Below are 23,977 nucleotides of genomic sequence, written 5' to 3' on the forward strand. Positions count from 1 at the left end.
GATGCTGGTATTGACAAGGAAGTCAGGTGAATCAATAAACATCGGCGATGATATTACCATCACGATTGTCGAAATAAAAGGTAATTCCGTCAGGCTGGGGATCAATGCTCCAGCCAAGCTTAGAATATACCGAAAAGAACTTTACGAAAAAATCAAGAAGGAAAATCTGATGTCATCAAGCCACTCCATGGATGAATTTCAAAAGATCAATAAAGTGTTGAGGTCAAAATGATTAAATTCGGCACAACGAGGTTTGGAGATTTAGAGGTAACAGAAGAAAAGATTATAACTTTTCCTGATGGGATGGTTGGTCTCCCGGACTTGAAAAGGTTTGTTCTTATTGACCACAAAGACACCCCGCTTAAGTGGCTCCAGTCTTTTGACGATCCCGACATGGCTTTCATAGTTGCATCACCTGAGTTTGTTACGGCTGAGTATCCATTGAATTTAGATAGGACGGTAAGAGAATTCATCGAACTTGAAAATGATGACGACCTTGTTGTGCTTGTAATTATGAGAGTCAGCGGGGAGGATGTAATAGCCAACTTCCAGGGGCCGTTGATAATTAACGCACGTAATATGAAGGGCGTACAGATCATCCTCGACAGTCCTGATAAGTTTATCCGGAAAAGCTGATTCACCAACATACCCTATCAACACCAGTCCTCTTTTAACGCATTACCTCCCGGAATTTATCCTCGGTTATGACGTTTAATTAGAGTCCGTCCCTGCCCGGAATAAAGCAACCCGTTCCAGGTAATATTGATTTTTTTTACCGCAATAGATTTTTCAAAACTGATAAAAATATTTACAGTCGGGGCTAAAGTTTTTCAAAAAACATCCGATAAGAAATCTAAAGAAAGGCGACGGTCAAGAAAGGAGGCAAGAACTAAAAGACCCAACCCTTAAAAGTTGTAACAGCGGGATTTGCCCGCATAAATTTGGTAAGGAAACCAAGCAGTCGTGAGTCATTAAAGACTGATGACTGAAAATCAAGGAGGAAGAAAAATGAGTTTAATAGTCAATACAAATTTATTTGCTCTCAATGCACAGAAGAACGTATCAAAAGTTCAGACCGGCCTCGGAACATCCGTAGAAAGACTGTCCTCAGGTTTAAGAGTCAATTCAGCAAAGGACGACGCAGCAGGTCTTGCAATCTCAATGAAACTGACTTCACAGGTCAGAAGCCTTAATCAGGCCATCAGAAATGCGCAGGACGGTATTTCCGTTGTGCAGACTGCTGAAGGCGGAATGAATGAAATCCACAACATCCTCATAAGGATGAGAGAACTCGCGCAACAGGCTTCAACCGGCACTTTAGCAACCAGTGACAGGACCGCTCTAAACAACGAGTTTGCGGATCTGAAGAGTGAAATCACGAGGATTTCAGACACAACCGAATTTAACGGCCTTAGTCTGCTGGATGGAACTTTAAGCGCTAACGGCGTGTCCTTACAGGTCGGCATCAATAATACCGCCAATGACAGGATATCAGTAAGCGGCTCCACTTTCTATGATATTGATGCATCATCGATAGGACTCACAACAACAAACGTATCCAGTATCGATACGGCTGCCAATGCACAGTCCATGCTGACAATTGTAGACAGCGCAATAGCTACTGTTTCTACAAGAAGAGGCACTCTGGGCGGTGTTCAGAACAGACTCGGTAGCACCATCGCAAACCTTGGAATCGCGGCTGAGAACCTCTCGGCAGCAAATTCAAGAATTGTAGATGCTGATTTTGCTGTTGAAACGGCAAACCTTACAAAGAGCCAGATCATATTACAGGCAGGTATTGCTGTCCTTGGACAGGCAAATACGCTTCCGCAGTATGCTCTGCAACTTTTGAGATAATTAAGTAAGTATTCAGGGGCGGGGTAAAACTTACCCCGCCCCTGAATAAAAGAAGGTGGAGAAATGATTGAAGACATAGTTAAAACAAATAATTTTAATAATGCTTCAACGGTAGATACCAAGTTCAAAAATAATTCGGACACTGCAAATAAGAAAGCTGAAAAAACAGATAATGCGGAACATGTAAAAGACTATGCTAATAAAAGAGTACAAGAGGCTATTGAACATATTGTCAAGTCAGCGGGTTATTTTAACCGTAAAATCAAAGTTGAAGTCGATCAAGATACCGTGGTCGTAAAGGTAATAGATGGAGATACCGGAGATGTTATCCGTCAGATACCGCCGAAAGAACTTATTGAACTATCAAAAAATGCAAAAGATCTAAAAGGTCTCCTGATAAACAAGGAGGGTTAATAATATGTCGTCATTTACTATTGGCGGCCTTAGCACAGGCATAGACTACAATGGTTTAATTTCCAAGCTTATTGAAGCCAAGAGCCAGCCGATTAAATTATTACAGACGAAAAAAACTTCGTATAACGATAAGATATCAAAATATAACAGTCTTTCCTCAAAACTTTCGAGCCTTAAAAGCGCTGCTGAAAAATTAAAGACCTCTGCAAATTTTTATGCCAAGGCTGTTTCGGTAAGCGATTCCACTGTCTTAGAGTCTACAGTTACCAGTTCTGCCGCAGTCGGAAGCTACGCAGTTACCGTTGCAAGCCTTGCATCTGAGGAACAGGAAGTGCATAGCGGAGTAACAGCGTCAACTACGGTGATCAATAACAGCGGAAGCTCCAAGGTATTTCAGTATACATATGCAGGCACACAACGAAGCCTTACCGTTGCTAACGGGACCACGCTTGAAGGGCTTAGAGATCTTATAAATGATGATACGAGCAATCCCGGCGTTACAGCAACAATTATTAATGACGGGGTCGGGGTGTCACCTTACAGACTTATAATTAAGGGCAATAGTTCCGGCGCTACAAAAACTATAACGGTTGACGCCGGTACTACTCTTGACGGCACCGGCGGTACCACAGATTTCATGGCATCAACTTTTACTCAGAAAAAGACCGCGGCAGATTCCGATATTACAATAGACACTCTTCAGATTAAGAGAAGCACAAATTCCATTACGGATGTAATATCGGGAATGACCATTAATTTAATAAAAGACGGTGGCGTATCAAGCAAAATAACAGTGACTGCAGACAGAGACGCTATTAAGAAGCAAATAAATGATTTTGTTACGGCCTATAACGAGGTTGTAAATGTTATTTCCAGTAATGCATCTTATGATGCTACCACAAAAGTAAGCGGTGTATTTTTAGGAGAAAGAACAGCAAGCAGTATTCAGAATAACTTAAGGAGCATCATATCAAGCACAATATCGGGTCAGCCGGATGATATGAATATACTGTCACAACTTGGTATAACAACGAACAGTAAAACAGGCAAACTGGATGTAAATACCAGCACTCTGGATACAAAACTTTCTTCCGATCTGGATGATGTTGCGGCCTTCTTTACAACAGCGTCAACCGGTATCGCAAATCAAACGTATACATATATAACCAACATTACAAGCACAGTTGACGGCTCTTTAACCCTCAGGGCAAAAGGCCTGCAGGATCTTATCACGGATATTGATGATACTGTGAAAAATATGCAATACAGGCTGGACAAGGAAGAAAGCGATCTGGTGCGTAAGTTTACTGCGCTGGAGTCCCTTGTCAGCGGTTACAGCACGATAGGAAATTATTTGAATCGTATAGCTTAGGAGGCATTTTTAATGGATATTACAGGTTACAAGAAAACGGTTCTTGCGAATACAGACAGGGTGCGGATCATATTGATGCTTTATGAAGGTACGTTAAATCATATGAAAATTGCAAAACAGAAAATCGAGAGGGGAGACACCTTATCAAAAGGAATTCATATAAGTAAGGCAACATTAATAGTCACCGAACTTTCTAATGTGCTGGATATGGAAAAAGGAGGAGAGATATCCGTGAATCTCAGACGCCTTTATACATATGTCCTTCAGCGTCTTCTTTATGCAAATCTGAACAACGATGTAGCTGCACTGGAAGAAGCTGAAAAAATCATTGGCACGATAAAAGACGGCTGGAAAGAAATGATAAAGGGATTAAAACAGCAGGAGGTTGCAGTAGGGGTTTGAATTCAAACTGGAAAACACTTTCGGTATGTTCTATATAAGTCATTATATTGACGATACTTACCCAAAATATCCTTCCGAAATAAAAGACAGCTTTGTGTATCTATAAAGCTGTCTTTATTTTATCCGTACTTTCATGCAGTTAAATAACCTTACCTTTGCATATTACATTTTCTTTGTTTTGGCAAGATATTTGCGATATTACAAGTAGTGCTTACATTGCGAAAAATATTATTAGAAAATAAACAGTTGCCAGAACTACGATTATATTCGATGAGTAACGGCATGTTTTTTGATTTGTCAGTAGATACATTATTCGAGAACGATATCTCCTATGAATACTAAGACAGGCGACTATTACAGGCAGGAAAGAAGAGAAGTTGAAGCGCTTATCCCTCAAGATACCATGAGGGTTTTAGATGTAGGTTGTGGAGAAGGTAACTTTGGCAAAAGACTTCTTGAGAGAGGGGTCAGAGAAGTTGTAGGCATAGAGGTTAATCCGGATGCAGGCATTAATGCCAGAAAGAATCTGTCAAGCCTGATAAGCGGCAATATAGAAGATATGGAGCTTGATTTTGACGAGGGATATTTTGATTGCATAGTGCTTGCTGACATTTTGGAACACCTGAAGGACCCTTTGCTAACACTAAAAAAACTCAAGAAATATGTTTCTGCTTCAGGCGTTATTGTGGCAAGTATACCTAATATCAGATATTGGGGAATCGTCAACATGCTGATAGAAGGGCATTGGAAGTATGGAGAATACGGCATCCTTGACAAAACGCATTTAAGATTTTTCACTAAAAAAGAGATGGAGAAACTTTTTGCAGACGCAGGATTTCAGGTAACAGATATTAATGCAAATATTGACCCCAGGTATTATAAGCTTAATAATACTTCTTCGGGAGAGATAGCATTTGGAAAGGTATTACTGAAGGACCTCGCAGAGGATGATATAAAAGACCTCTTTGTAGTCCAGTATCTTATAAAAGCTATGCAGGGCAGACCGACGACTTCAGGAAATACATCTCAACAGCCAGATCAGATTGATACGGGCAAAAAAGGATTAAAAAAAATCGCGATTGTCAGGGGGGCCAATCTGAATAAATGGGAGATGCAGAATTATGAGCCGCTGTCAGACAGATATAACCTTACCGCTTATACTACAATACAGACATGTTTTGACACGACCCAGATCAGGATACCTGTTATAAAGCTTCCATTCCAATCACAGGGACTCTTGCTGAATATGCTGGGACTTGAAGATCAGCTTGCAGGAACAGACCTGGTTTTCTCAGCGGACATAACATATCAATTTTCAGCCCAGGCCGTGCAGGCCAAGAAATTGTATGGATGTAAAGTTGTATGTCTGGAGTGGGAAAATATACCCTTCAATTATGAGGAATATGAAGCTGTTCGCAATATTAAAGAAACGGTAAGAAAACATGCCGATCATTATATTGCAGTTACAGAGCGCGCCATGGAGGCGCTCATGATTGAAGGCATTCCTTCTGAAATGATAGATGTAGTTCCCATGGGGATTGACCTGAAAAGATTCAGGCCTCGAGAGGAAGATGTATTAAGGGACAGGGAATGCATCGGAATAAAGAAAGATGAAATAGTGGTCCTTTTTATCGGAAGGATGGTATGGGAAAAAGGCGTATATGATTTTGTTCATGCCGCAGCGAGAATTCTACGCGACAGATCGTTGAACAGGCTTCCAGTCAGATTTCTTATGGTGGGGAAGGGATCCGAATTCTACGGTGTGCAGGAGCGTGCAGCGGCATTAGGTATCTCCGGCAGGTTCACGTTCATAGAGGAGTATCCATATCATGAAATGCACAAGCTGCATAATCTCGCTGATATATTTGTCCTGCCGAGCATATCCATAAGAACATGGCAGGAACAGTTCGGCATGGTGCTGATAGAGAGCATGGCATGTGGAAAACCAGTGGTCTCCACATATTCCGGCTCAATACCTGAAGTTGTCAGGGAAGCGGGTATTCTTGTTCAATCAAATGATCATATCTCACTTTATAATGCGATAGGAAAATTGATAAGCGACAAAGAGCTCAGAGAGAGTATCGGTAAAAAGGCATTGGCGAGGGCGGAAACTGAATTTGATTCTGAAAAAATTGCTGAAAAGGTCAGGGAGATTTTTGAAAAAGTTTTAAACAAGCAGGCGCCGGAGGACCGTATCAGGACAATTTATGCAGAAGGACTGCAATGCTGGAAGGATGGAAATAAGGAGGATGGATTTCAACTGGTCTGTAAGGGCTTCTATGAGGACCCTGACAACAAGACTGTTCTGGATTCACTCGTAAGGATGGGAACGGAAGCCGGGAAATTGAATGCTGTTGAAAACGCCTTAAAAGAATACCTCAACTATCATCCGGCTGATCTGGATGCCCTTACGGTATTAGCAGAAATTTTATTGCGGTTGGGAAGCCCCGACCAGGCAGACGCAGAATTGAAAAAAGTATTTCTGTTCGATCCGGGAAATCAAAAGGCTGCCGCATTGATGGATAAAATAAGAGCATAGGTAGGATAAGATTTTCACATTTATGCCTGCCACCAAGCCATTGTTCGGTTTAACTAAACAAAATGTGTATAAGATTTAAGAAATGAAGACATTACCGGGAGCAGGCGTCACTAAATTGACGTGAATCCCATTTTGCAAGATAAGAGAAAGAACTTCAATCAAGATCATCCTGCAACAAGTTAAAGTCAATATATTAATTAGTTAGAAGTAACATCCTGTTTATTTCCTCTTCAATCACATTTCTGGCAAAGGAATTGCAATCACATCACGGTATGATTTCTTTATTTGAAAAGTGAGAAAGCATAACTACATGAAAATGTCATAGCAGTTGTCTATTAATAAATATTGAAAGGGGAGCTAATGGAAAAAACAGTTATCGAAAAAGAGACAGAAGCAGGTATTTCAGGCAGGATAAAAACCATATCGCTGCTTTATGACGGTGCGCTAAATTTTCTGAAGATCGCAAAGAAAAAAATGGAACAGGGCGATTCATACGGAGCTGAACAGTATATCAAAAAAACCTCGGCGATCATAAGGGAGCTTGCGGGTTCATTAAACATGGAAGGCGGCGAGATAGCGCTGAATTTAAAAAGACTCTATGATTTTGTGCTCAATAGCCTTCTCCTGGCCGAACAGCAGAAAGATATCGTTGCAATTGAAGGCGCGGAGAGGGTGATCATGATATTGAGAGACGCCTGGAAGGAAATAGATAAAGGTAATGTCTAAAAAGAGAGATTAAGTTTTGAAAAGTCTTATAGAAAAAATCGCAAAATCAAAGAAGGCGGACGAACTTGTTAGAACTTATTCCGAGGCACAGACCGGATGTCCTGTGACATATTATTATTTTTTGATGGTTTTCGTGAACTCATGAAGGGATATGATGTAGTGAAAATATATAAAGACCACATCTTCCCTTACAGGATCGATAAATACGTTAACTATAAATACGAAATGGTCTGGTACTTCCGCTTTATGCCGAAGCCGGTTTTCCGCTGGTTTGAGAAGCGGCTGGGATGGCACACAATGGCGGTGGCAAAGTTGAAGGAAAGCTAAATGAACATGAGAGAACTTCTGGATATGCCGTGGTTTTGTTTTACCCCGTCTATAGCATGTAACATTAAATGCTCATACTGTTCCCAGTCGGATGTCAGAACGAATACAATATCAACCGACTTGTTACAGGACAAGACCCTGCTCGACTTCATCAGCTATATACCCCCGACGCATCTGTTTATCAGCGGAGGAGAACCGCTGATACTTCCGGGCATGAGAGAATTCGTTAATTTTGCCTCCGGATACGGACACAAGATTTCCTTTGACACCAACCTGTGCATACCGCTAAAGAAGCTGGAAGATTACCTGTCTTTCTGGAGTCCTGAGTCCATGTGCTATTGGAACATCAGTCATAACATGGTGTGTGATATCAAATTGGAATACATAAATGGTAAATCCGAGTTCCTGGGTGCAGAATCCGTTGTCGAATTCATTAACAGGGAAATTATACAAAAAGGCCATGAGTTGACTAATTACAGAAAATTTCAGGAGGTGGAAAAGTTTTTAGCACGGAGAGATAAAGTGAATTATTACAAGAACCACGCCGCAGAGAAGAAAGAAGGGAATATGAATATTATCAGAAAGATTGAACTCGAATGTATTAATGACTTTAAGAAGTACTCAGAATGGCAGGACCTTTATATGGACTCCAGTACAGGGCGGTTAATACCCAATACGGAAATATGGGCAAGCGGAGAGCGTATTATCAGGATAAATTCCCTCGGATGCAAAGGCAATGAACTGGAGAGCGGCATTCCTGTTGTAGGTTTTTTCGGGGACAGCGCTACATTCGGCGCAAGCTTTTCAGTGGACAGCTGGCCCCAGCATCTGAACATAAGGGGGTGTCAGCCGCTCAATGCCGCTGTTGAAGGCTACAACCTGGACAGGGTCCTTGAGAGATATAAGGAACTTAATAAAATAGTGAACTTTGCCTGTGTAGTAGGTTACACGGGATGGCACAATATTATTTACGGCGAATCAAGTGAAGATTACTGGCGTTCCAAGCTCGACATCCTTGCAGGCGAGCACGTCCTCGCTTTCTGTACGCTGGCAACTTGTTTGACCGACGAATGCAAGCAGAAAGGGATAGAGTCCCTTTTATGCACCGACAGTCCCAGAAAAGATTATGCCAACTATTTTGAGTACAATCTTGAAAGTTTGAACAGGAGATATTTTAATTTCTGGTGCAATATGGAGCCATCACTTGAAAATATTCGGAAAGTTGTAGACGGGGTGCGTAAATATAATGATTTCCTCAGAAGATATTGTTTGGAACGTGGATATATTCTAATTGACCTTCATTCATTCATGCTTCCAGAAAGTTACGAGGAAATACCAAATGATTTCTACGATGTTTGTCATCCTCGCCCCTCAGCATATGAAAAGATTGGAAGATACATCGGAAGAGTAATTGATGAGCCTTTAAAAAACTTACTTCAGATCAGGACAGATAAGTTTTTCATTGATCCAGTGAATCCTGTGTCACATCCCGGGTCTTTCGGAATTGCACGGAAAGATAAGACCATTTCTTGTAATTATCGGGGCGATGATGAGGACCTGAGGAAAAACATTTATCCTCTTTGGTGAGCCTAATGTCAATAATCTATGAATCTGTAAAAAAATTCTATGAAGAAATACCGTTCAATTATGAGGAAAGCGCTTCAGAACAGGCTGAGACAATTCGCAGAGTGAATCAGATTGAAGCTTATCTGCCGCTTGCCCGCCGTCTTTCTGAAAACCCTGGCGCCCAAATATTGGAAATCGGCTGCGGCACAGGATGGTTCAGCAATTCAGCAGCTTACTGGTACGGCGTTAATGTGCTGGGAGTTGATTGCTGTTTAAAGGCTGTCGAACAGGCGCGGGCCACATCTGAGGAACTGAACGTAGCTGACAAGGTCCAAATTATCTGCCATGACCTCTTTGAACTTCCAAAGATTGTTCAAACAGAGTTTGATGTTGTTAATTCACTCGGCGTCCTGCATCACACAAAGGACTGTTTTGAGGGACTTAAAATTGCTGCTTCCATGTTAAAGAGCGGGGGGTATTTGAATATAGGTCTGTATCACAGATTCGGAAGACATGCTTTGCTCGAAATGTTTCGTCCGATAAGAGAACGCCTGCTGCATGCTGATACCCCGTCACAAAGAGAGGAGATCGAGCGCGAGGGGTTTGAACTATGGAAGAATCTGCACAATAAGCCGTTCAGCGACGTATTTCTCAAATCGTGGTACAGGGACCAGTGCCTCCATCCACACGAGACGCAATGGACATTGAAGGACGTTCTGGAATGGTTCGGCGAATGCGGCATTCAGCCGATAAATACGAGCCTGGATCATTTCAGTGAGGACCCATGTTGGGACAGGCTTGTTGAGACGGAGCATGAACAGTATGAACTTGGGCGCAGAAGGCTTCTCTTTGAGAAAAAGTTTTTCCCGGGGTTTTTTGTAGTAGGCGGCATAAAGACCAGGGACTTAAGATCCTGCAGACATAGTATCAATCGGGATGATACACAGAACAAGGTCGAACCGAACAACAAAGAAGAATCTGATGCCGTCTCGGGCCATCATGCGGTTTTCAGTCTTTTTAAATGCTCGGGTGACAAGCCGGGCAATGGCTGGCTGCATGATTTCCTTGGTGTCCGGACAAGAGAAACCTTTTTTAATAATATGGAGAATTACGACCCTTCCTCTTATCCTGATTATGACGAGCAGTACTTCGAATGGACAGATGTGCTTGAGGCTGCCTGCTCATCAAGTGGAAGGTTTGTCATGATCGAGTTGGGGGCCGGGTGGGGCAGGTGGCTGATCAGGGCGGCAACCGCCCTTAGAAAAATAAATCATATCCCCAGTCTGCTTATCGGTGTTGAGGCAGAACCTGATCATTACAGGTGGATGGTACAGCACTTTTTGGACAACGGCATTGACCCTGACAGTCATCAGCTTATTGAAGCTGCCGTCTCAGACAGAGACGGGAACGTGATGTTTTATACAGGCAGGGCGGACGAATGGTATGGTCAGGCAATAGCGGGGAAAATTACGGCATCATCTTCAGCAAAAGATATCAGGTCTGTCAGTCTTAACACTTTACTGGCTCCGCTGGACTCAGTGGACCTGATCGATCTCGATGTACAGGGGGAGGAACTGTCGGTACTTTCAGCCGCTTCAGCGGAGCTGGACAGGAAAGTGAAAAAAGTCCACATCGGAACACATAGCCTCCAGGTGGAAAAGGGGCTTCGCGCCATGTTTGGCAAGATGGGCTGGATTTCGGTATACGACTTCCCATGCGGCGGCACAAGTACAACGCAATACGGGGACATAATTTTTCTGGACGGCGTTCAGACATGGATTAATCCTAAGTTGTTAAAGCACAGCCAGCTACCGGACACGGTCATTAAAATAATGGGGGTATCATTTCTGGAGGAGACGGAGTCTAAACCTGAACTGCTACGTGTGATACCGAGGATCAACAAATACATAGGGATGGGGAAGACAGGGTTTGCTTCAAGGATTATAAAAGCGGAGCTTGGCTGCTTTGACAAGGCGTTGCCTATATTATTAAAACTGGATATGAAATAAATTGAAAGGTGATAGAATGAACCGTCAGTTAAAAGTCAGCTTTGTCGTCACGGCCCGTAACGACGACCACAGCAGCGATGCCAAACCCGGGATGCAAAATCACTGTACCCTTAATCACGGGATCATGAATGCTTGATTTAACTACCCAGCCGGAGATATTCAGCCCTGCACAGGCTTACTGGAACCAGCGTTTTGAATTGCGTGCTTTGAGAGACAGGATACTTAAGCTTTCCGATGCCATAGACTACAAGGGGGACTTAAGTCCGAATCAGTGGGCGCAATTGATGGCTGTTGTGCTTGAGTTCAAGCCTGACATCATTCTCGAACTTGGTCGTCATCACGGCAATTCAACGTGCGCATTCACAGAAGCTGCCAATCATTTAAATAAAGAAGGACCGGCCTGCCGGGTCGTAAGCATATGTCTTTCAGATTATTGGGAAAAGATCACTCAATGGAGAATACTGCGGGAAACAGGCGAGGAATGGTTCAGGCCGCTTACGGTAATAAGAGGAGATATCCTGACTTTTGATTTTGGATCTGTTTTAAAGGGCGCGGAGCGGTGCCTGGTTTTCTGGGATGCGCATGGATATGACGTTGCTGAATGCGTCCTCGGCAGAATTTTGCCGCAGATCGCAGGGACACCCAATATGGTAATCATGCATGATCTGTCTGACGCGCGTTATATTCCGGCTGAAAGCTCTGAATATGGCGATAACGGCATATGGAAGGGAAATGACTGGTCAGGCCCGCGGGTAAGACTTGGGAACATTAATTCCGCAGTGGAGCAGGCAGTCTCAATTGTAGACTTTGTATCAAGAAACAACATTGTATTTGATTCTGCCGACCATGCATTGAATATGGAAATCGGAAAAGACCCGGCAAGGCATAAAGAAATGCTGGATGTGCTCGGAAATGATTTGTTCTCGCTTGGCGCCCATTGGTTCTGGTTTACATTGAACGAGAGAAAAGGGCCTTTGACATTTCCTCATTATCAGGCGGACGTCAGCAGGAATTATTACGAAACGAATATATTCGAACATGTCCGTATACTCGATGTCTCCCTCAGAGACGCGGTCCTGTCGGAACCCCGGCTTTCGCAAATTATACGGAGAGTAAATAATTATCTGAAGATGGGAAAAATAAATCTGGCCCTGAGGATTGCAGAAAAGGAGCTTGGAAATTTCAGGGAATCATCAGAAATATTATCGGGTATCAGGAGATTGGACGGGGATACATTGCCTGACTCAAAAGAGAGGTGCGAAAATGATTAACGGCAGCAGGGACATAAAAATGAGCATCGTGGTTACAGCGCGTAACGACAACCACGGCGGCGGCTTCATCCACAGGATGCAGATATTCGTCAATGGATTGCTGGCCCAATGCGAGAGGCATAAACTCATGGCGGAATTGATTATCGTTGAGTGGAACCCGCCAGTGGAAAAACCCCGGTTGTCTCAAGCGCTGATATGGCCTGATAACAGTGGCTTCTGCACTGTCAGGATCATTGAAGTGCCCCCGGCAATACATAATCAATATAAGTATGCCCATAAGCTGCCGCTGTACCAGATGATCGCCAAGAACGTCGGGATGAGGAGGGCACGAGGCAGGTTTATTCTTGCAACAAATATTGATGTCCTGTTCAGCGATGAGCTTATGCACTTTTTGGCAAAGGCTGAATTGAGGGAAGGCGTCTTATACAGGATTGACAGGACGGATGTGCCGGAAGACGTGCCCTTGCAAGCGACAATCGACGAACAGCTTAATTATTGCCTGGAAAATATAATCAGGATTAATTGCAGGGAAGGCACGCTCCAGAAGTTGACGGGACGATATTATCCAAGCTACGGCCAGATAGACGTTGTGCTGACCAACCTGCATTTTAACGCCTGCGGGGACTTTACACTGATGTCCACTGCGGACTGGCACAGATTAAACGGCTATCCGGAGTTTGACATGTACTCGCCCCATCTGGACTCTCTTATGCTCATCATTTCTTATTACGCGGGGATACGGCAGGAAATACTCAGGGAGCCTATGCGGCTTTATCATTTGGAGCACGGCGGCGCGTGGATAGCTGAAAACGCAAGCAAACTGGAACAGGAAAAAAAGACGGAAAAAATTCCCGTATTAAAGCTTTCGCAGTTTGAGGGATGGACGTCTGATATGAATGCGAAAGGGAAGCCCATTATCTTTAATGACAGCAAATGGGGATTTGCCTTCGAAGACTTAAAGGACACCGTGGTCATTGCTGCAGATTGGGAGACTGCCGAGGAGGCGGGAAATTTAAACATCTTATCACAGGGTGACAGCGACAAAAGGGAAAAAGATAATACAGAGAAGTCCATTTTAATAATCGCTGAAAATATCCCGGAGTTTGATTCCGACCCTCATGACCGGCTGTACCTGATGATAAAGGCTTTGGCTGAAACCCACAAGGTCACCTTTGTCGCAAGGAGGGGGGCTGAAAAGGGGAAATATGTTGAGCATCTGAGGAGGCTGGGCGTAATTGTTTTCTACGACGTGGACGGTTTAATGGAACACGCTTCATCAGGAGTTTCGGTTAATAGTCAATACGCCTCTACAGTGTCTGTTAAGACCCTACTGGACCATCAAGCCTTTAATGTCATTCTGCTTGGATCGACTGAGATTTCATCTTTCTATCTGTCTGTAATCCGGGAATCATCTCCCCGGAGCATTTTAATTATTAACGCTGCCGGGTCAAATCTTACGGGTGGGCATGATCCCGATAAATCGTATTTATATGATGAAGCCGATATGGTTTTTGCTTCCCCGGATTCAGCGGAAGATTTTCAAAAAGAATTCCCTGAACTGAACATAAGGATATTGCCTGAGACAACAAATTTGACCAAGTTTGAAGAAGAGCTTCGCCTGATTATAGATAAACTGCCGCAACCGGCAAACAGGAATGTTGAGAGGTTCAGGCTATTCCCGGACTCACTGCCTGATGCAATGCTTAGTATGAAGAAAACCGAGGTGACGGAGATTTTTATCCTAAACAACAATAGTGATACATCAATGTTGTCACTTGATACGCTGTTGAAATATTCCGACCCTGAATTTTCAAATGTTATTGTCGCCCTGAACAATAAACAATGCGGCGGAGTTGACAGGAAACTTGGGAGAGAAGCGAGGCACTATTTTAAGCATGATAGCGAGTACGAGAGGGACAAATTTATTGCCGGGATTATCGGGAATTGTCAAAGCAAATATATTGCCGTTGTCGAAGACAGGGTGATAGTCACTCCACAATGGGACAGGAGATTGGCGGCACATCTTAATAAATTCCCGGATATAAGTATAATCACTGCGAGACGCTCAGATTTTCTCTACGAATCCATTTATGAGCTTGAGAATGATGCGTTTGAGCTATATGAACAATACGCGGGGAACAACATCCCATCCGGCAAAATAGATGTCCCCTGCTTGATTTTCAGACCTTCCTTATTAAATAAAAATGGCTGTCCAGGTCCGAAGGGCATTTTGAAGAATTTGACGGCAGGTCATAAAACCGCCGTGGCCCTGGATACACTTGCCTTCCATCTGCAGAAAGGGTTGAAGGAGAAGGCCCCCGTGGTTTTTAAAAGGACCCCGGATAAGAAAATTAGCGCAATTGTTACTGCAAGCGACAGCGGTGAAGGACTGCTTGCATGCCTGAATTCCTTATTCATGCAAAAAGATATTGATTATAGCGACGTCGAGATAGTGGTCGTATATACCGGGTCCGACAAAGGGGCAATAGATATATTGAGCGGCTTAAAAGCTCCATGCGATTTTAAATATTTTATACATGAAGGAGGCCATTCATCTGCATTAAATCAAGGTATAAGAGAGGCTTCCGGTGAATACATTCTGCTTGTTTCACACGAAACAGTTGCCCATGAGGACCTGATAAGCGAACATTTAAAGACACATTTGAAATATGCGGGAAAAGATGTTGCAGTGTTGGGAAACATTGTTTCCAACAGTGTGGATGATCCTTCTCCTTTTACAAAATTTATGTCAAAGAACCCCAAACTGCCGTTTGTTTCCCAGCTTGTTTACAATTACGGTGGTATTGGCGATCCGGAAAACGCGGGACTCTTTTATTTGACGAATATCTCAGTAAAGAGGCGGGTATTTCAGAAAGTCGGAATGTTTGATGGGGGGTCGCAGGATGGATGGGAGAGCATAGAATTCGCCTCAAGGTTCGCATTAAACGGACACAGGGTAGTGTATAGCCGGAAACCGGTTGTGTTTTGCAGCGCCCAAATAAATGCTAAGACTTTTATCGACCGTCGGATTTCAGTCGGCAGGCAATACGCAATTATGACATACAGGCACCCGAATATATGGCGCTTGGACACTGCAAAAAAAGAGTGCCTGCGTCATTTCATAGGCAAGGAAAAAATATTTGAACGCGCAGTAGAGGTGACCCGAGCGCTTGAGGATATGCCGGAAGACATTCTCAATAATTACAGATTTGCCGGAATGTCCCTTTTGGATAAGTGCTACTGTATCATCCTGAATTATTATTTTGCCCTCGGCATCAACGATGTGATACGCAGGATTGAGGGGGAAGGCTGGCTGAACAGATATGCAGCAAGAAACAGCATCGACCTTGACGATATAATGAATAAGAACCTGGCATATGAGCTGTTGTTTGAGAGTTATTGGCACAGCGGACGCGGCGACCACGCATTATTTTCAAAATGCATCGAGCAGTCATCAGGTCTTCTGGACGCCCATCCAAGTCCATATTACGCGGTTGGGAATTTCTACTTCAATCAAGATGAGTATGGACTGGCGGAAGCCACATTTGAAAAAGGGATTGAAAAGAGGAAACGTTATGTTGATGATTATATTTTCCCCGCCGAAGACGAATCCCTTTATATCATGTGGCTTGCTATGGCTTGTATACCGCTGGGTAAGTATGAAAAGGCTGCTCAGGCACTTGAACAACTTATAGCTGAAAGAGTGACCCTGTCGGCAGAGCAGGAAGCTGTGCTCTATAAATGCCTGAGTTTGAGCTACAAGGCGCTGGGGGAAAACAGAAAAGAGCTGGCCTGCAGGCAGGAATCTCTGAGGATCGATGAGGCGATAAAGGCAAGGGGTGAGGTATCCAATATGGTGCACGCGAATTAAAATAACGTTAAAAATATTTGATGCCTGAATTCAGCGCGGAACATGACATTAACATCTGAATATAAATTCTCTCTTATAGAGGCCAAAAGCGGAAAGCCTTCATTGAAAGTGAGCTTCGGTGACTCCTCCGCCAAGACCCTTCACAGCCTTTATGATCCGGAGGAAGAGGCAAGGAAAATTGTCGGCGCATTTGAATTTGACGGAAAAGGGATACTGGTCGTTCTGGGTCTCGGTCTTGGATATCATGTCGCTGAACTTGCCGGAAGGTTTCCTGACGCCGGGATTATTGTAATAGAAGCTGACCCGGATATCTATGAACTTGCCAAAGAACACGGACCGGAACTGGATAAACGGATAATAATTATCGCAGGCCTTACACCCGGCGAGGCATTACGAAGAGTAACAGAACATCAGGTGAAGAGAAGATTGGGGCCACTGGCCTTTTTTTCCCTGAGCTCCGCTGTATCCGCATTTGAGAACTATTACAGCCCCCTTATAGAGTCTCTCAACAGGACAGTGTCCGTAAAACTCTGGGACAGGCTCAGATATTCAAAATTCAAAAAGTATAAACAGAAAGTCTTATTGATTGACACCGGGTATTTCCTGGTCAGGGAAGCGGAGAAGGCATTAAAGGCCCTCGGCCACGAAGTCCTGAGGGTGCCGGTTGAAACAAGAGGTAATGGAGAAACAATAATTACGAGTCTTGTAGATGCGATAGTGAATTTCAAGCCGGACTTCCTGCTTACAATGAACCACCTCGGTTTTGACGAAGAAGGAGTATTGACTGATTTTTTCAGGTCAATAGAAATGCCGGTTGCCTCGTGGTATGTTGATAGCCCCAATCTCATTGTCCAGGCGTTCGATAAAAATGTTTCTCCATGGATGTCTCTTTTTCTATGGGACAAATCATACATGAAAGATATGGAAGCGATGGGTTTTGAATCAGTCGTAAATTTGCCCCTTGGCACTGACGAAAGTTTATTTAAACCACTTACGGCAAGGAAGCATGGAAAAATGCCGGGCAAGTATTTCTGTGATGTGGGTTTTGTAGGAAATTCCATGGTTGGTCCTGTCAAGGAATGGATGATGAAAGTTGATGCGGGCCTTCATTCGATAGTCGAGAAAACGGCAGAATATTTTGCTCATTCAGGGTGCCCGAATGAAGATATTATGAAAGTAATACCTGAAAATGAGCGAGAAAAAATTGAAGCATTAAATAAGAAAAAGAAAATGGATATTGAGGCCGCAATCTTATGGAAATCAACACTGCTTTACCGTTTATCATGCCTGGAGTCGCTTAACGGATTTAATGTGAGCATTTATGGCGACAGCGCATGGAAAGAACTGTTGAGGAAGCAAAACTTCAAGTTGTTCCCACCGCTGAATTACTATAAAGAACTGCCGTTGCTTTATAACTCCTGCAGGATAAATTTTAATGCGACGAGCCGTCAGATGAAAGAAGCAGTGAACCAGAGAGTCTTCGATGTCCCGGCTTGCGGGGCGTTTATACTGACCGATTATCAGAAGGGCCTTGATGAACTTTTCGATGTCGGCAAAGAAATGATCGTTTACAAAGACAAAGATGAAATTCCGGCGCTTGTGAAATATTATCTCGATAACCCGGACAAGAGAGAAGCTGTTGCAAAAAATGGCGCGGAGCGGATATTGAAAGAGCACACCTATAAGCACAGACTCGATGTTATGATCCGTGCCATGAAGGGGAGATACGCATGAGAATATCTGTCTCAATGATAGCGCTTAACGAGGAAAGGAATATGGCAAGGGCACTGAGTTCCTGCGGTTTTGCGGATGAAATAGTTGTTGTGGACGGCGGAAGCACGGACGGTACCCTGGATATTCTGAGGGCGCATGACAGGGTGGTCCTGGTACAGCATCCATGGGAGGACCATTTCGGGAAGCAGAGGCAGGTGTCCCTCGATCACTGCACCGGCGAATGGGTGATACGGCTCGACCCCGACGAGACCTTCTCAAGTGAATTTGAGTCCAACATAAGAAACCTGCTGTCTTCGACCCCGCCGGATGTGACCGGATATAACATCCGCCAGTGCAATCTTGTAGGCAATGAGAATTTTTATTCAAAGACATTTGATAATTTTGAGACCAATCCAAGGATCTGGAGGAACCTGCCGGTCTTGAGATGGGAGCAACAGATACACGAAATATTGGGAGGCCTCTACGGCAGGATAGGACAGTGGGATGTTTATGTGGTCCATTACGGGTTCCTGGATAAAGAACGCTACAGGCAAAAAGGGAAATATTATTCTCAGCTGAAGGAAAGCGGCTTTGAGAATCCTGATGAACTCTATTTCAGGGAATATGATATTCAGCGCAGGCCGGCCAGGGCGGCAGTCGCGCCGTACGTTCCTGCGTACAACACGGAGGAATCTTTTGAAGGCCTGCCCAAGATAGCGATCGTGAGGGGCCCGAACCTGAATCAATGGGAGATGCAGAACTATGGGCCGTTATCAGATAAATTCAACATCACGCTGTACTCTAATGACAGCCCCAATTTTGATCTGACCCACATAAATCTGCCAGTTGTCAAACTCCCGTCACACTCTGAGGACAGGGCTTACATGAAAGGGCTGGAGTTCGAGCTTTTTGATAAGGACATTATCTACACAGCCGATATTACGTGGATGTTCACCTCCCAGTCTGTTATCGCCAAGCACAAATTCGGGAAGAAGGTCATTGCGCTTGAGTGGGAAAATATACCTTTTGCTCACGAAGAGAACGAGATCGTGCGGGACATCAAACAATTGAACAGGGACCTTGTGGATGTCTTTGTGGCTGTAACAAAACGCGCGAAAGACGCCCTTTTATTAGAAGGTGTGCCTGAGGACAAGATCGTTGTAATTCCTATGGGAATTGACACCGGCAGGTTCAGTCCTGATGAAGAAACAAGAATAAGGACCAGGAAGGGCCTTGGTATTACTGAGGAAGAAAAGGTCGTACTGTTTACCGGCAGGATGGTTTGGGAAAAGGGTATTTATGATCTGGTGCATGCCGCAAGGCTTATTATGCTGGACAAAAGCGCAAACTCACTTCCATTGAGGTTTGTGGTCGTGGGACGGGGGCAGGAGTCCCAGGAGATCAAAAAAATTATCAGTAGACTCTGTATGAATGATATTTTTCTGTTTATTGAAAGTCATCCATATCATCGGATGCACGAGATCTATAACATGGCCGATATCTTTGTGCTTCCAAGCATCGCAACAAGGACCTGGAAGGAACAGTTCGGTATGGTCCTGGCAGAGGCGATGGCATGCGGGGTCCCTGTGGTCTCGACCGTATCCGGGTCTATAGACGAAGTAGTAGCCGACGCCGGACTCCTTGTGCAGCCTAATGACCCGACAGGACTTTCCGCCGCTATAATAAACCTCCTGAAAGATGATGACCTGAGAAAAGAGCTCGGGGCAAAAGGAAGGGAACGGGCTGTAAGGGAATATGACTCGAAAAAGATCGCCGGGAAATTCGCAGCGTTGTTTGAAGATGTATTTCGTTCAACATTTAAAGGCGCAATAGCTGAGCTTGCAGAATATACTCAGTTGAAGGACAACGATATTTTAAAACGGATACGCTCGGTATATTCCAGCCAGGTACAGGAATGGAAAAGTGTCATCGGGGAGCAGTTGACGCAGGACAAGGTCCTTGATTTTTACCGCCGGACCGATTCATATCTTTTTGACCTGGTCCAGTACAACTACGAAAATTCATATTACATCCAGTGGACTGATGATATATTAAATTTTTGCGCAGGCCTGAAAAAGGACAGAGGGGAATTGAATGTCCTTGACTTCGGAGGCGGCATAGGAAGCCAGATGATCTCTCTGTCCAAAATGAAGGGAACAAAGCTTAGCTACGCGGACATCCCCGGCAAGACCTTTGACTATGCCAAATGGCGGTTCAACCGCAGACATATCGACATAGATATGATCGATGCGAGCAAGGAGGACTTTCTTGATGGCCGGATGTTCGATGTCGTAATAACGCTGGATGTGGTTGAACATCTTGTCGATCCTGAGGCCGCGGTCAGGTATCTGACGAGACATATAAAGCCTGATGGATACCTTGCAGTCGTTACATCATTTGTTGACAATCACGGCGAAGCCGGCTGGCACCTGAACGTGGACAAATATACGGACGAGGCTTTTTATGATTTCATAAAATCATTAGGCATGGAAATGCTTAATGGCGAGTACCCGCGTATCTTTCAGAAGAGCAATGAACTCGCGACTCTTCTAACAGAGATATCTTCAGCAACCGGAGAAGGGCGATATGCCGATTCCAGAGGACATATAGAATCATATCTGCAATTGCATCCCTTTGATCTGGACATGCTTGTTAAATACGCGGACGTATGTTTAAGACTTGGCGACACGGACACTGCTATAGAAAATATTGAGAAAGTTCTGCTGCTCAATCCCGTCATGCCGGAGGCGCTTGAGATCGCGGAAAAGATAAAGAGAAGGGACAATGAAAATACATCTTGTAAATGACCAGACACGCAGTACGGAGCGACCGAAGCTCGGATTGGGATACATTTCCTCCTACCTGAAAAAATATGGTGATGATATAGAAGTAAGCGTTTCCTTTAAAGGTGATGATACATCAGGGACCATACGGACCATCAGACCGGATATTGTAGCGCTCACTGCAACTACCGAGTCCTTTAACGATGTTATCAGATTGGGAAAGGAAATAAAGGGGTCTTTTAATATACCTTTGATAATCGGCGGAACTCATATAACCATACTTCCGAAGTGCCTGCCTCAGTGGATCGACGCCGGCGTGATAGGAGAAGGAGAGCAGACGCTCCTTGAGATGGTTGGATCATACAGGAGAGACGGGTCCCTTTTTAATGAAAATATCAAGGGCATAATATACCGGGACGGCCAACACCTGCGTCAAACAGACGAGAGGGAATTAATAGAACCGTTAGACAGGATACCATTCCCGGATTGGGACATGCTCGGTTTATCCAAGTCAGGCCCGGGACACATTTTGACTTCACGCGGCTGTACTTATAAGTGTGTTTTTTGCGCTTCTGCTTCAATATGGCGGAAGATCAGGTTCTTCTCTCCCGAATATGTCGTAAGTGAGATAAAGACGATCGTGGAAAAATTCGGCAGAAAAGAGATACTTATTTATGACGACCTCTTTACGGCAAACAGTAAACGGATACAGCGTATCAGCGAATTGATCTGTCAGGAGGGGCTCGATAAAGTAGTCAAGTTTGAGTGCCTGAGCAATGTCAACCATTTCAGCGCGGAGATGGCCTCTGATCTCAAGAAGATGAATGTTCACAGGATAAGTTTTGGAATGGAATCAGGTTCTCCGGCAATGCTCAAATATCTTAAGAAGGGGACTGTTACTACAGAGAAAATCCGTAATGCTGTCAAAGCAGGTGTTGACAATGGCATGGAGGTCCTTGGGTCATTCATCATCGGTACTCCGGGAGAGACCGAGGAAGATATGATGATGACTTACAATTTTATTAAAGACCTGAAGTTGACAGAGACGGGAATCAATGTTGCGACACCTTTCCCAGGGACTGAACTCTGGAATTATGCTGTTTCCGAAGGACATATAAAGGACGAATGGGATGACAGCATTTATGCTATGAAGACCATAACACCCGAAACCATCAAGGACAAGCGCCTGCTGTGCTCCGTGGACAAAAACAGGTTCATCGAGATCTACAAGATGATGATAGACCTGGATAGCACGCTTATCGACCGTCGTGTAAGAACACGGGGAGTAAAAGGTATTGTCAAAGGATTTTTTGATAAGGGCGTATTCCCTGAAAAAAGGATAAAGGTGCTTGATGCCAGTTGTGAGGATGGAGCGCTCGGCGCAGCAATAAAGTCCAGGCTTGACGCAGAGGTTGCAGGTTTAAATCCGGAACCGGACCACATAGCGGACAGTATCAGGAGATTGGACAAGGTGCTGACCGGAGGCGTTGAAGAGCTGATGTCCACATATAAAAAAGGATATTTTGAGCTTATCATTTTCAATGAAACTATTCCTGGCAGCCTGATGATGAAACATTACCGCGAACTCCTCAATGAGAACGGTTTTATAATCGGCACATTCGCAAACAGGATGCACTTTTCATACCTCGCGTATTCCCTGCTTGGAATAAGACGTCCGCCTTTTGAAACAACTGACGGAACGTTACAGTATATGCGATGGGGAGTTCCTGATAAAGATATTTCCCAGGGGGAATCTGTCAAGGACGTTAAATCATATATTGAGAATGAAGGCTACAGCTTGCTTTCTACTTATAAATATAAAGGCGATGACACTGTTTTTTTAAAGCATCTATCTGATTTTCTCAGCAAATACATGCCTGACACCGGCAGCTTTAATGAGGAGTCCAGGGTCATTCGATATTTTTATACTGCCCGTAAGGCGCCCGCGATAGCCGGGAGATGTCCTGAAGTACAGGACCGGAAAAAAGACCTTTTGACAATTTCTGTTAAGAACGGTCAGGAAAGCGTTGTCAGGAATGATCACGTCTGCCGGGACAGAACGGAAATAGAAGCGCTTATACCTTCCGGCGCAAGGAGGGTGCTTGAACTGGGATGCGGGACCGGCCTGCTTGGAAAGGCCCTTTTATCCAGAGGCGCGGATGATGTTGTCGGAGTCGATATAGACAATTCTGCCTGCGAGGAAGCCCGCCGGAACCTGTCAAGAGTTATTTGCGGCAACATCGAAGAGATGGAGCTTCCATTTGAGAAGGGGTATTTTGATTGTATTGTTTTTGCCGGTGTACTGGAATATCTAAAAGACCCGCTTTCGACTTTAAAGAAAATGAAGGAATATCTTTCTGATACCGGTGTTGCCGTTGCAAGCATTCCCAATACAAGATACTTCAGTGTAATAAACATGCTTGCAGAGGGTTACTGGAGATATGACGATAATGGCATTATAGATAAAGCTCCCCTGAGGTTTTTTGCAAAAAAAGAAATGCAGGCCCTTTTCGCGGAGGCGGGGTTTGAAATGGAAGGGATGAGTGAAAGTTCGGTGCATCCCAAATATTATGAGCTCAACGGTTCAGTTCCGGAAACTGTCTCCTTCGGCAAGATCGTATTGAAAGGACTTGATCCCGCTGAAATTAAGGACCTGTTCGTACCGCGATATCTGATCATGGCAAGCAAGGCGGGTTCTGAATTCAAAAGATTGAAAGACCTTGTTGACTCTTCCGTCAGATCAGGAAATATTAATGAGGCAGAGAGGCTGCTTGAGGAATATCTGGAACTGCATCTTGCTGACACGGATGCGCTATTCATGCACGCTGAGGTTTGCTGTAAGCTCGGCCTTTATGCCAGGGCAATCGAGAATCTCGAAAGGATCCTGCTGTTTGAACCTCAAAGGCCGGACGCTCTGGAGTTAAAAAAACGAATATCCATGTCAACACATTGACATGAGCGGTTATATTTGCAAATGGGATTTTAATTAAAGTGCTATTGAGACAGCAATTTAATCTATTTATAACAAGCAGATAGAGCTTTTCCCACCTAATCGCTTTCTTTCAATTTATCCATGGCAAGTAACTTGCAATAAAACCGGAAGGATAATTTTTTCAGAAGGGTATTT

The 23,977-nt window shown here is 44.1% G+C and carries 16 protein-coding genes; all 16 read left to right on the forward strand.

What is annotated here, in order from left to right; genetic code table 11:
• Position 1 precedes the first annotated feature (1 nt).
• The 16 genes from csrA (at position 2) to HZB61_10595 (ending at position 23,803) form a co-directional block, all read left to right on the forward strand.
• Positions 2-232, forward strand: coding sequence for a carbon storage regulator CsrA (gene csrA, locus HZB61_10520; protein ID MBI5057036.1), 231 nt, complete (start codon positions 2-4; stop codon positions 230-232).
• Positions 229-636 (forward strand): flagellar assembly protein FliW, encoded by a 408-nt coding sequence (gene fliW / locus HZB61_10525; protein ID MBI5057037.1) that lies wholly within the window; start codon positions 229-231, stop codon positions 634-636. Before csrA ends, fliW begins: the two co-directional genes overlap by 4 nt.
• A 372-nt stretch (positions 637-1,008) precedes the next feature.
• Entirely contained in the window at positions 1,009-1,857 is an 849-nt protein-coding gene (locus HZB61_10530) for a flagellin FliC (protein MBI5057038.1), read from the forward strand.
• Between the two features lie 63 nt (positions 1,858-1,920).
• On the forward strand, positions 1,921-2,271 hold the full coding sequence (locus tag HZB61_10535) for a flagellar protein FlaG (protein ID MBI5057039.1): 351 nt from the start codon (positions 1,921-1,923) through the stop codon (positions 2,269-2,271).
• Positions 2,272-2,275: 4 nt separating this feature from the next.
• The gene (gene fliD / locus HZB61_10540) at positions 2,276-3,643 is read left to right on the forward strand and encodes a flagellar filament capping protein FliD (protein ID MBI5057040.1); all 1,368 of its coding nucleotides are present in this window, start codon (positions 2,276-2,278) and stop codon (positions 3,641-3,643) included.
• A gap of 12 nt (positions 3,644-3,655) precedes the next feature.
• The gene (fliS, locus tag HZB61_10545) at positions 3,656-4,045 is read left to right on the forward strand and encodes a flagellar export chaperone FliS (GenBank protein ID MBI5057041.1); all 390 of its coding nucleotides are present in this window, start codon (positions 3,656-3,658) and stop codon (positions 4,043-4,045) included.
• A 331-nt stretch (positions 4,046-4,376) separates the two neighbouring features.
• Complete coding sequence (locus HZB61_10550) at positions 4,377-6,584, forward strand: glycosyltransferase (GenBank protein ID MBI5057042.1); 2,208 nt, start codon at positions 4,377-4,379, stop codon at positions 6,582-6,584.
• A 360-nt stretch (positions 6,585-6,944) separates the two neighbouring features.
• A complete protein-coding gene (gene fliS, locus HZB61_10555; protein MBI5057043.1) occupies positions 6,945-7,310 on the forward strand; it encodes a flagellar export chaperone FliS in 366 nt (121 codons plus the stop codon).
• Between the two features lie 96 nt (positions 7,311-7,406).
• Positions 7,407-7,637: a hypothetical protein gene (locus tag HZB61_10560; GenBank protein MBI5057044.1), complete on the forward strand. Its 231-nt coding sequence runs from the start codon at positions 7,407-7,409 to the stop codon at positions 7,635-7,637.
• Positions 7,638-9,224, forward strand: coding sequence for a hypothetical protein (locus HZB61_10565; GenBank protein MBI5057045.1), 1,587 nt, complete (start codon positions 7,638-7,640; stop codon positions 9,222-9,224).
• A 5-nt stretch (positions 9,225-9,229) separates the two neighbouring features.
• Positions 9,230-11,212 (forward strand): class I SAM-dependent methyltransferase, encoded by a 1,983-nt coding sequence (locus HZB61_10570; GenBank protein ID MBI5057046.1) that lies wholly within the window; start codon positions 9,230-9,232, stop codon positions 11,210-11,212.
• Between the two features lie 128 nt (positions 11,213-11,340).
• Positions 11,341-12,483 (forward strand): hypothetical protein, encoded by a 1,143-nt coding sequence (locus HZB61_10575; protein ID MBI5057047.1) that lies wholly within the window; start codon positions 11,341-11,343, stop codon positions 12,481-12,483.
• Positions 12,476-16,354: a glycosyltransferase family 2 protein gene (locus HZB61_10580; GenBank protein ID MBI5057048.1), complete on the forward strand. Its 3,879-nt coding sequence runs from the start codon at positions 12,476-12,478 to the stop codon at positions 16,352-16,354. Before HZB61_10575 ends, HZB61_10580 begins: the two co-directional genes overlap by 8 nt.
• Positions 16,355-16,396: 42 nt before the next feature.
• Positions 16,397-18,088, forward strand: coding sequence for a glycosyltransferase (locus tag HZB61_10585; GenBank protein ID MBI5057049.1), 1,692 nt, complete (start codon positions 16,397-16,399; stop codon positions 18,086-18,088).
• A complete protein-coding gene (locus tag HZB61_10590) occupies positions 18,085-20,874 on the forward strand; it encodes a glycosyltransferase (protein MBI5057050.1) in 2,790 nt (929 codons plus the stop codon). The genes HZB61_10585 and HZB61_10590 overlap by 4 nt, the downstream gene beginning before the upstream one ends.
• Positions 20,852-23,803: a methyltransferase domain-containing protein gene (locus HZB61_10595; GenBank protein MBI5057051.1), complete on the forward strand. Its 2,952-nt coding sequence runs from the start codon at positions 20,852-20,854 to the stop codon at positions 23,801-23,803. Before HZB61_10590 ends, HZB61_10595 begins: the two co-directional genes overlap by 23 nt.
• Positions 23,804-23,977: the final 174 nt, after the last annotated feature.

The sequence above is a fragment of the Nitrospirota bacterium genome, from assembly GCA_016214845.1.
In the GTDB taxonomy this organism is placed as follows: Bacteria; Nitrospirota; Thermodesulfovibrionia; order UBA6902; family UBA6902; genus SURF-23.

What these genes read in the sequence shown, in the direction of transcription:
- csrA (MBI5057036.1), top strand. Translation starts at nt 2, where the DNA reads ATGCTGGTATTGACAAGGAAGTCAGGTGAATCAATAAACATCGGCGAT.
- fliW (MBI5057037.1), top strand. Translation starts at nt 229, where the DNA reads ATGATTAAATTCGGCACAACGAGGTTTGGAGATTTAGAGGTAACAGAA.
- HZB61_10530 (MBI5057038.1), top strand. Translation starts at nt 1,009, where the DNA reads ATGAGTTTAATAGTCAATACAAATTTATTTGCTCTCAATGCACAGAAG.
- HZB61_10535 (MBI5057039.1), top strand. Translation starts at nt 1,921, where the DNA reads ATGATTGAAGACATAGTTAAAACAAATAATTTTAATAATGCTTCAACG.
- fliD (MBI5057040.1), top strand. Translation starts at nt 2,276, where the DNA reads ATGTCGTCATTTACTATTGGCGGCCTTAGCACAGGCATAGACTACAAT.
- fliS (MBI5057041.1), top strand. Translation starts at nt 3,656, where the DNA reads ATGGATATTACAGGTTACAAGAAAACGGTTCTTGCGAATACAGACAGG.
- HZB61_10550 (MBI5057042.1), top strand. Translation starts at nt 4,377, where the DNA reads ATGAATACTAAGACAGGCGACTATTACAGGCAGGAAAGAAGAGAAGTT.
- fliS (MBI5057043.1), top strand. Translation starts at nt 6,945, where the DNA reads ATGGAAAAAACAGTTATCGAAAAAGAGACAGAAGCAGGTATTTCAGGC.
- HZB61_10560 (MBI5057044.1), top strand. Translation starts at nt 7,407, where the DNA reads ATGTCCTGTGACATATTATTATTTTTTGATGGTTTTCGTGAACTCATG.
- HZB61_10565 (MBI5057045.1), top strand. Translation starts at nt 7,638, where the DNA reads ATGAACATGAGAGAACTTCTGGATATGCCGTGGTTTTGTTTTACCCCG.
- HZB61_10570 (MBI5057046.1), top strand. Translation starts at nt 9,230, where the DNA reads ATGTCAATAATCTATGAATCTGTAAAAAAATTCTATGAAGAAATACCG.
- HZB61_10575 (MBI5057047.1), top strand. Translation starts at nt 11,341, where the DNA reads ATGCTTGATTTAACTACCCAGCCGGAGATATTCAGCCCTGCACAGGCT.
- HZB61_10580 (MBI5057048.1), top strand. Translation starts at nt 12,476, where the DNA reads ATGATTAACGGCAGCAGGGACATAAAAATGAGCATCGTGGTTACAGCG.
- HZB61_10585 (MBI5057049.1), top strand. Translation starts at nt 16,397, where the DNA reads ATGACATTAACATCTGAATATAAATTCTCTCTTATAGAGGCCAAAAGC.
- HZB61_10590 (MBI5057050.1), top strand. Translation starts at nt 18,085, where the DNA reads ATGAGAATATCTGTCTCAATGATAGCGCTTAACGAGGAAAGGAATATG.
- HZB61_10595 (MBI5057051.1), top strand. Translation starts at nt 20,852, where the DNA reads ATGAAAATACATCTTGTAAATGACCAGACACGCAGTACGGAGCGACCG.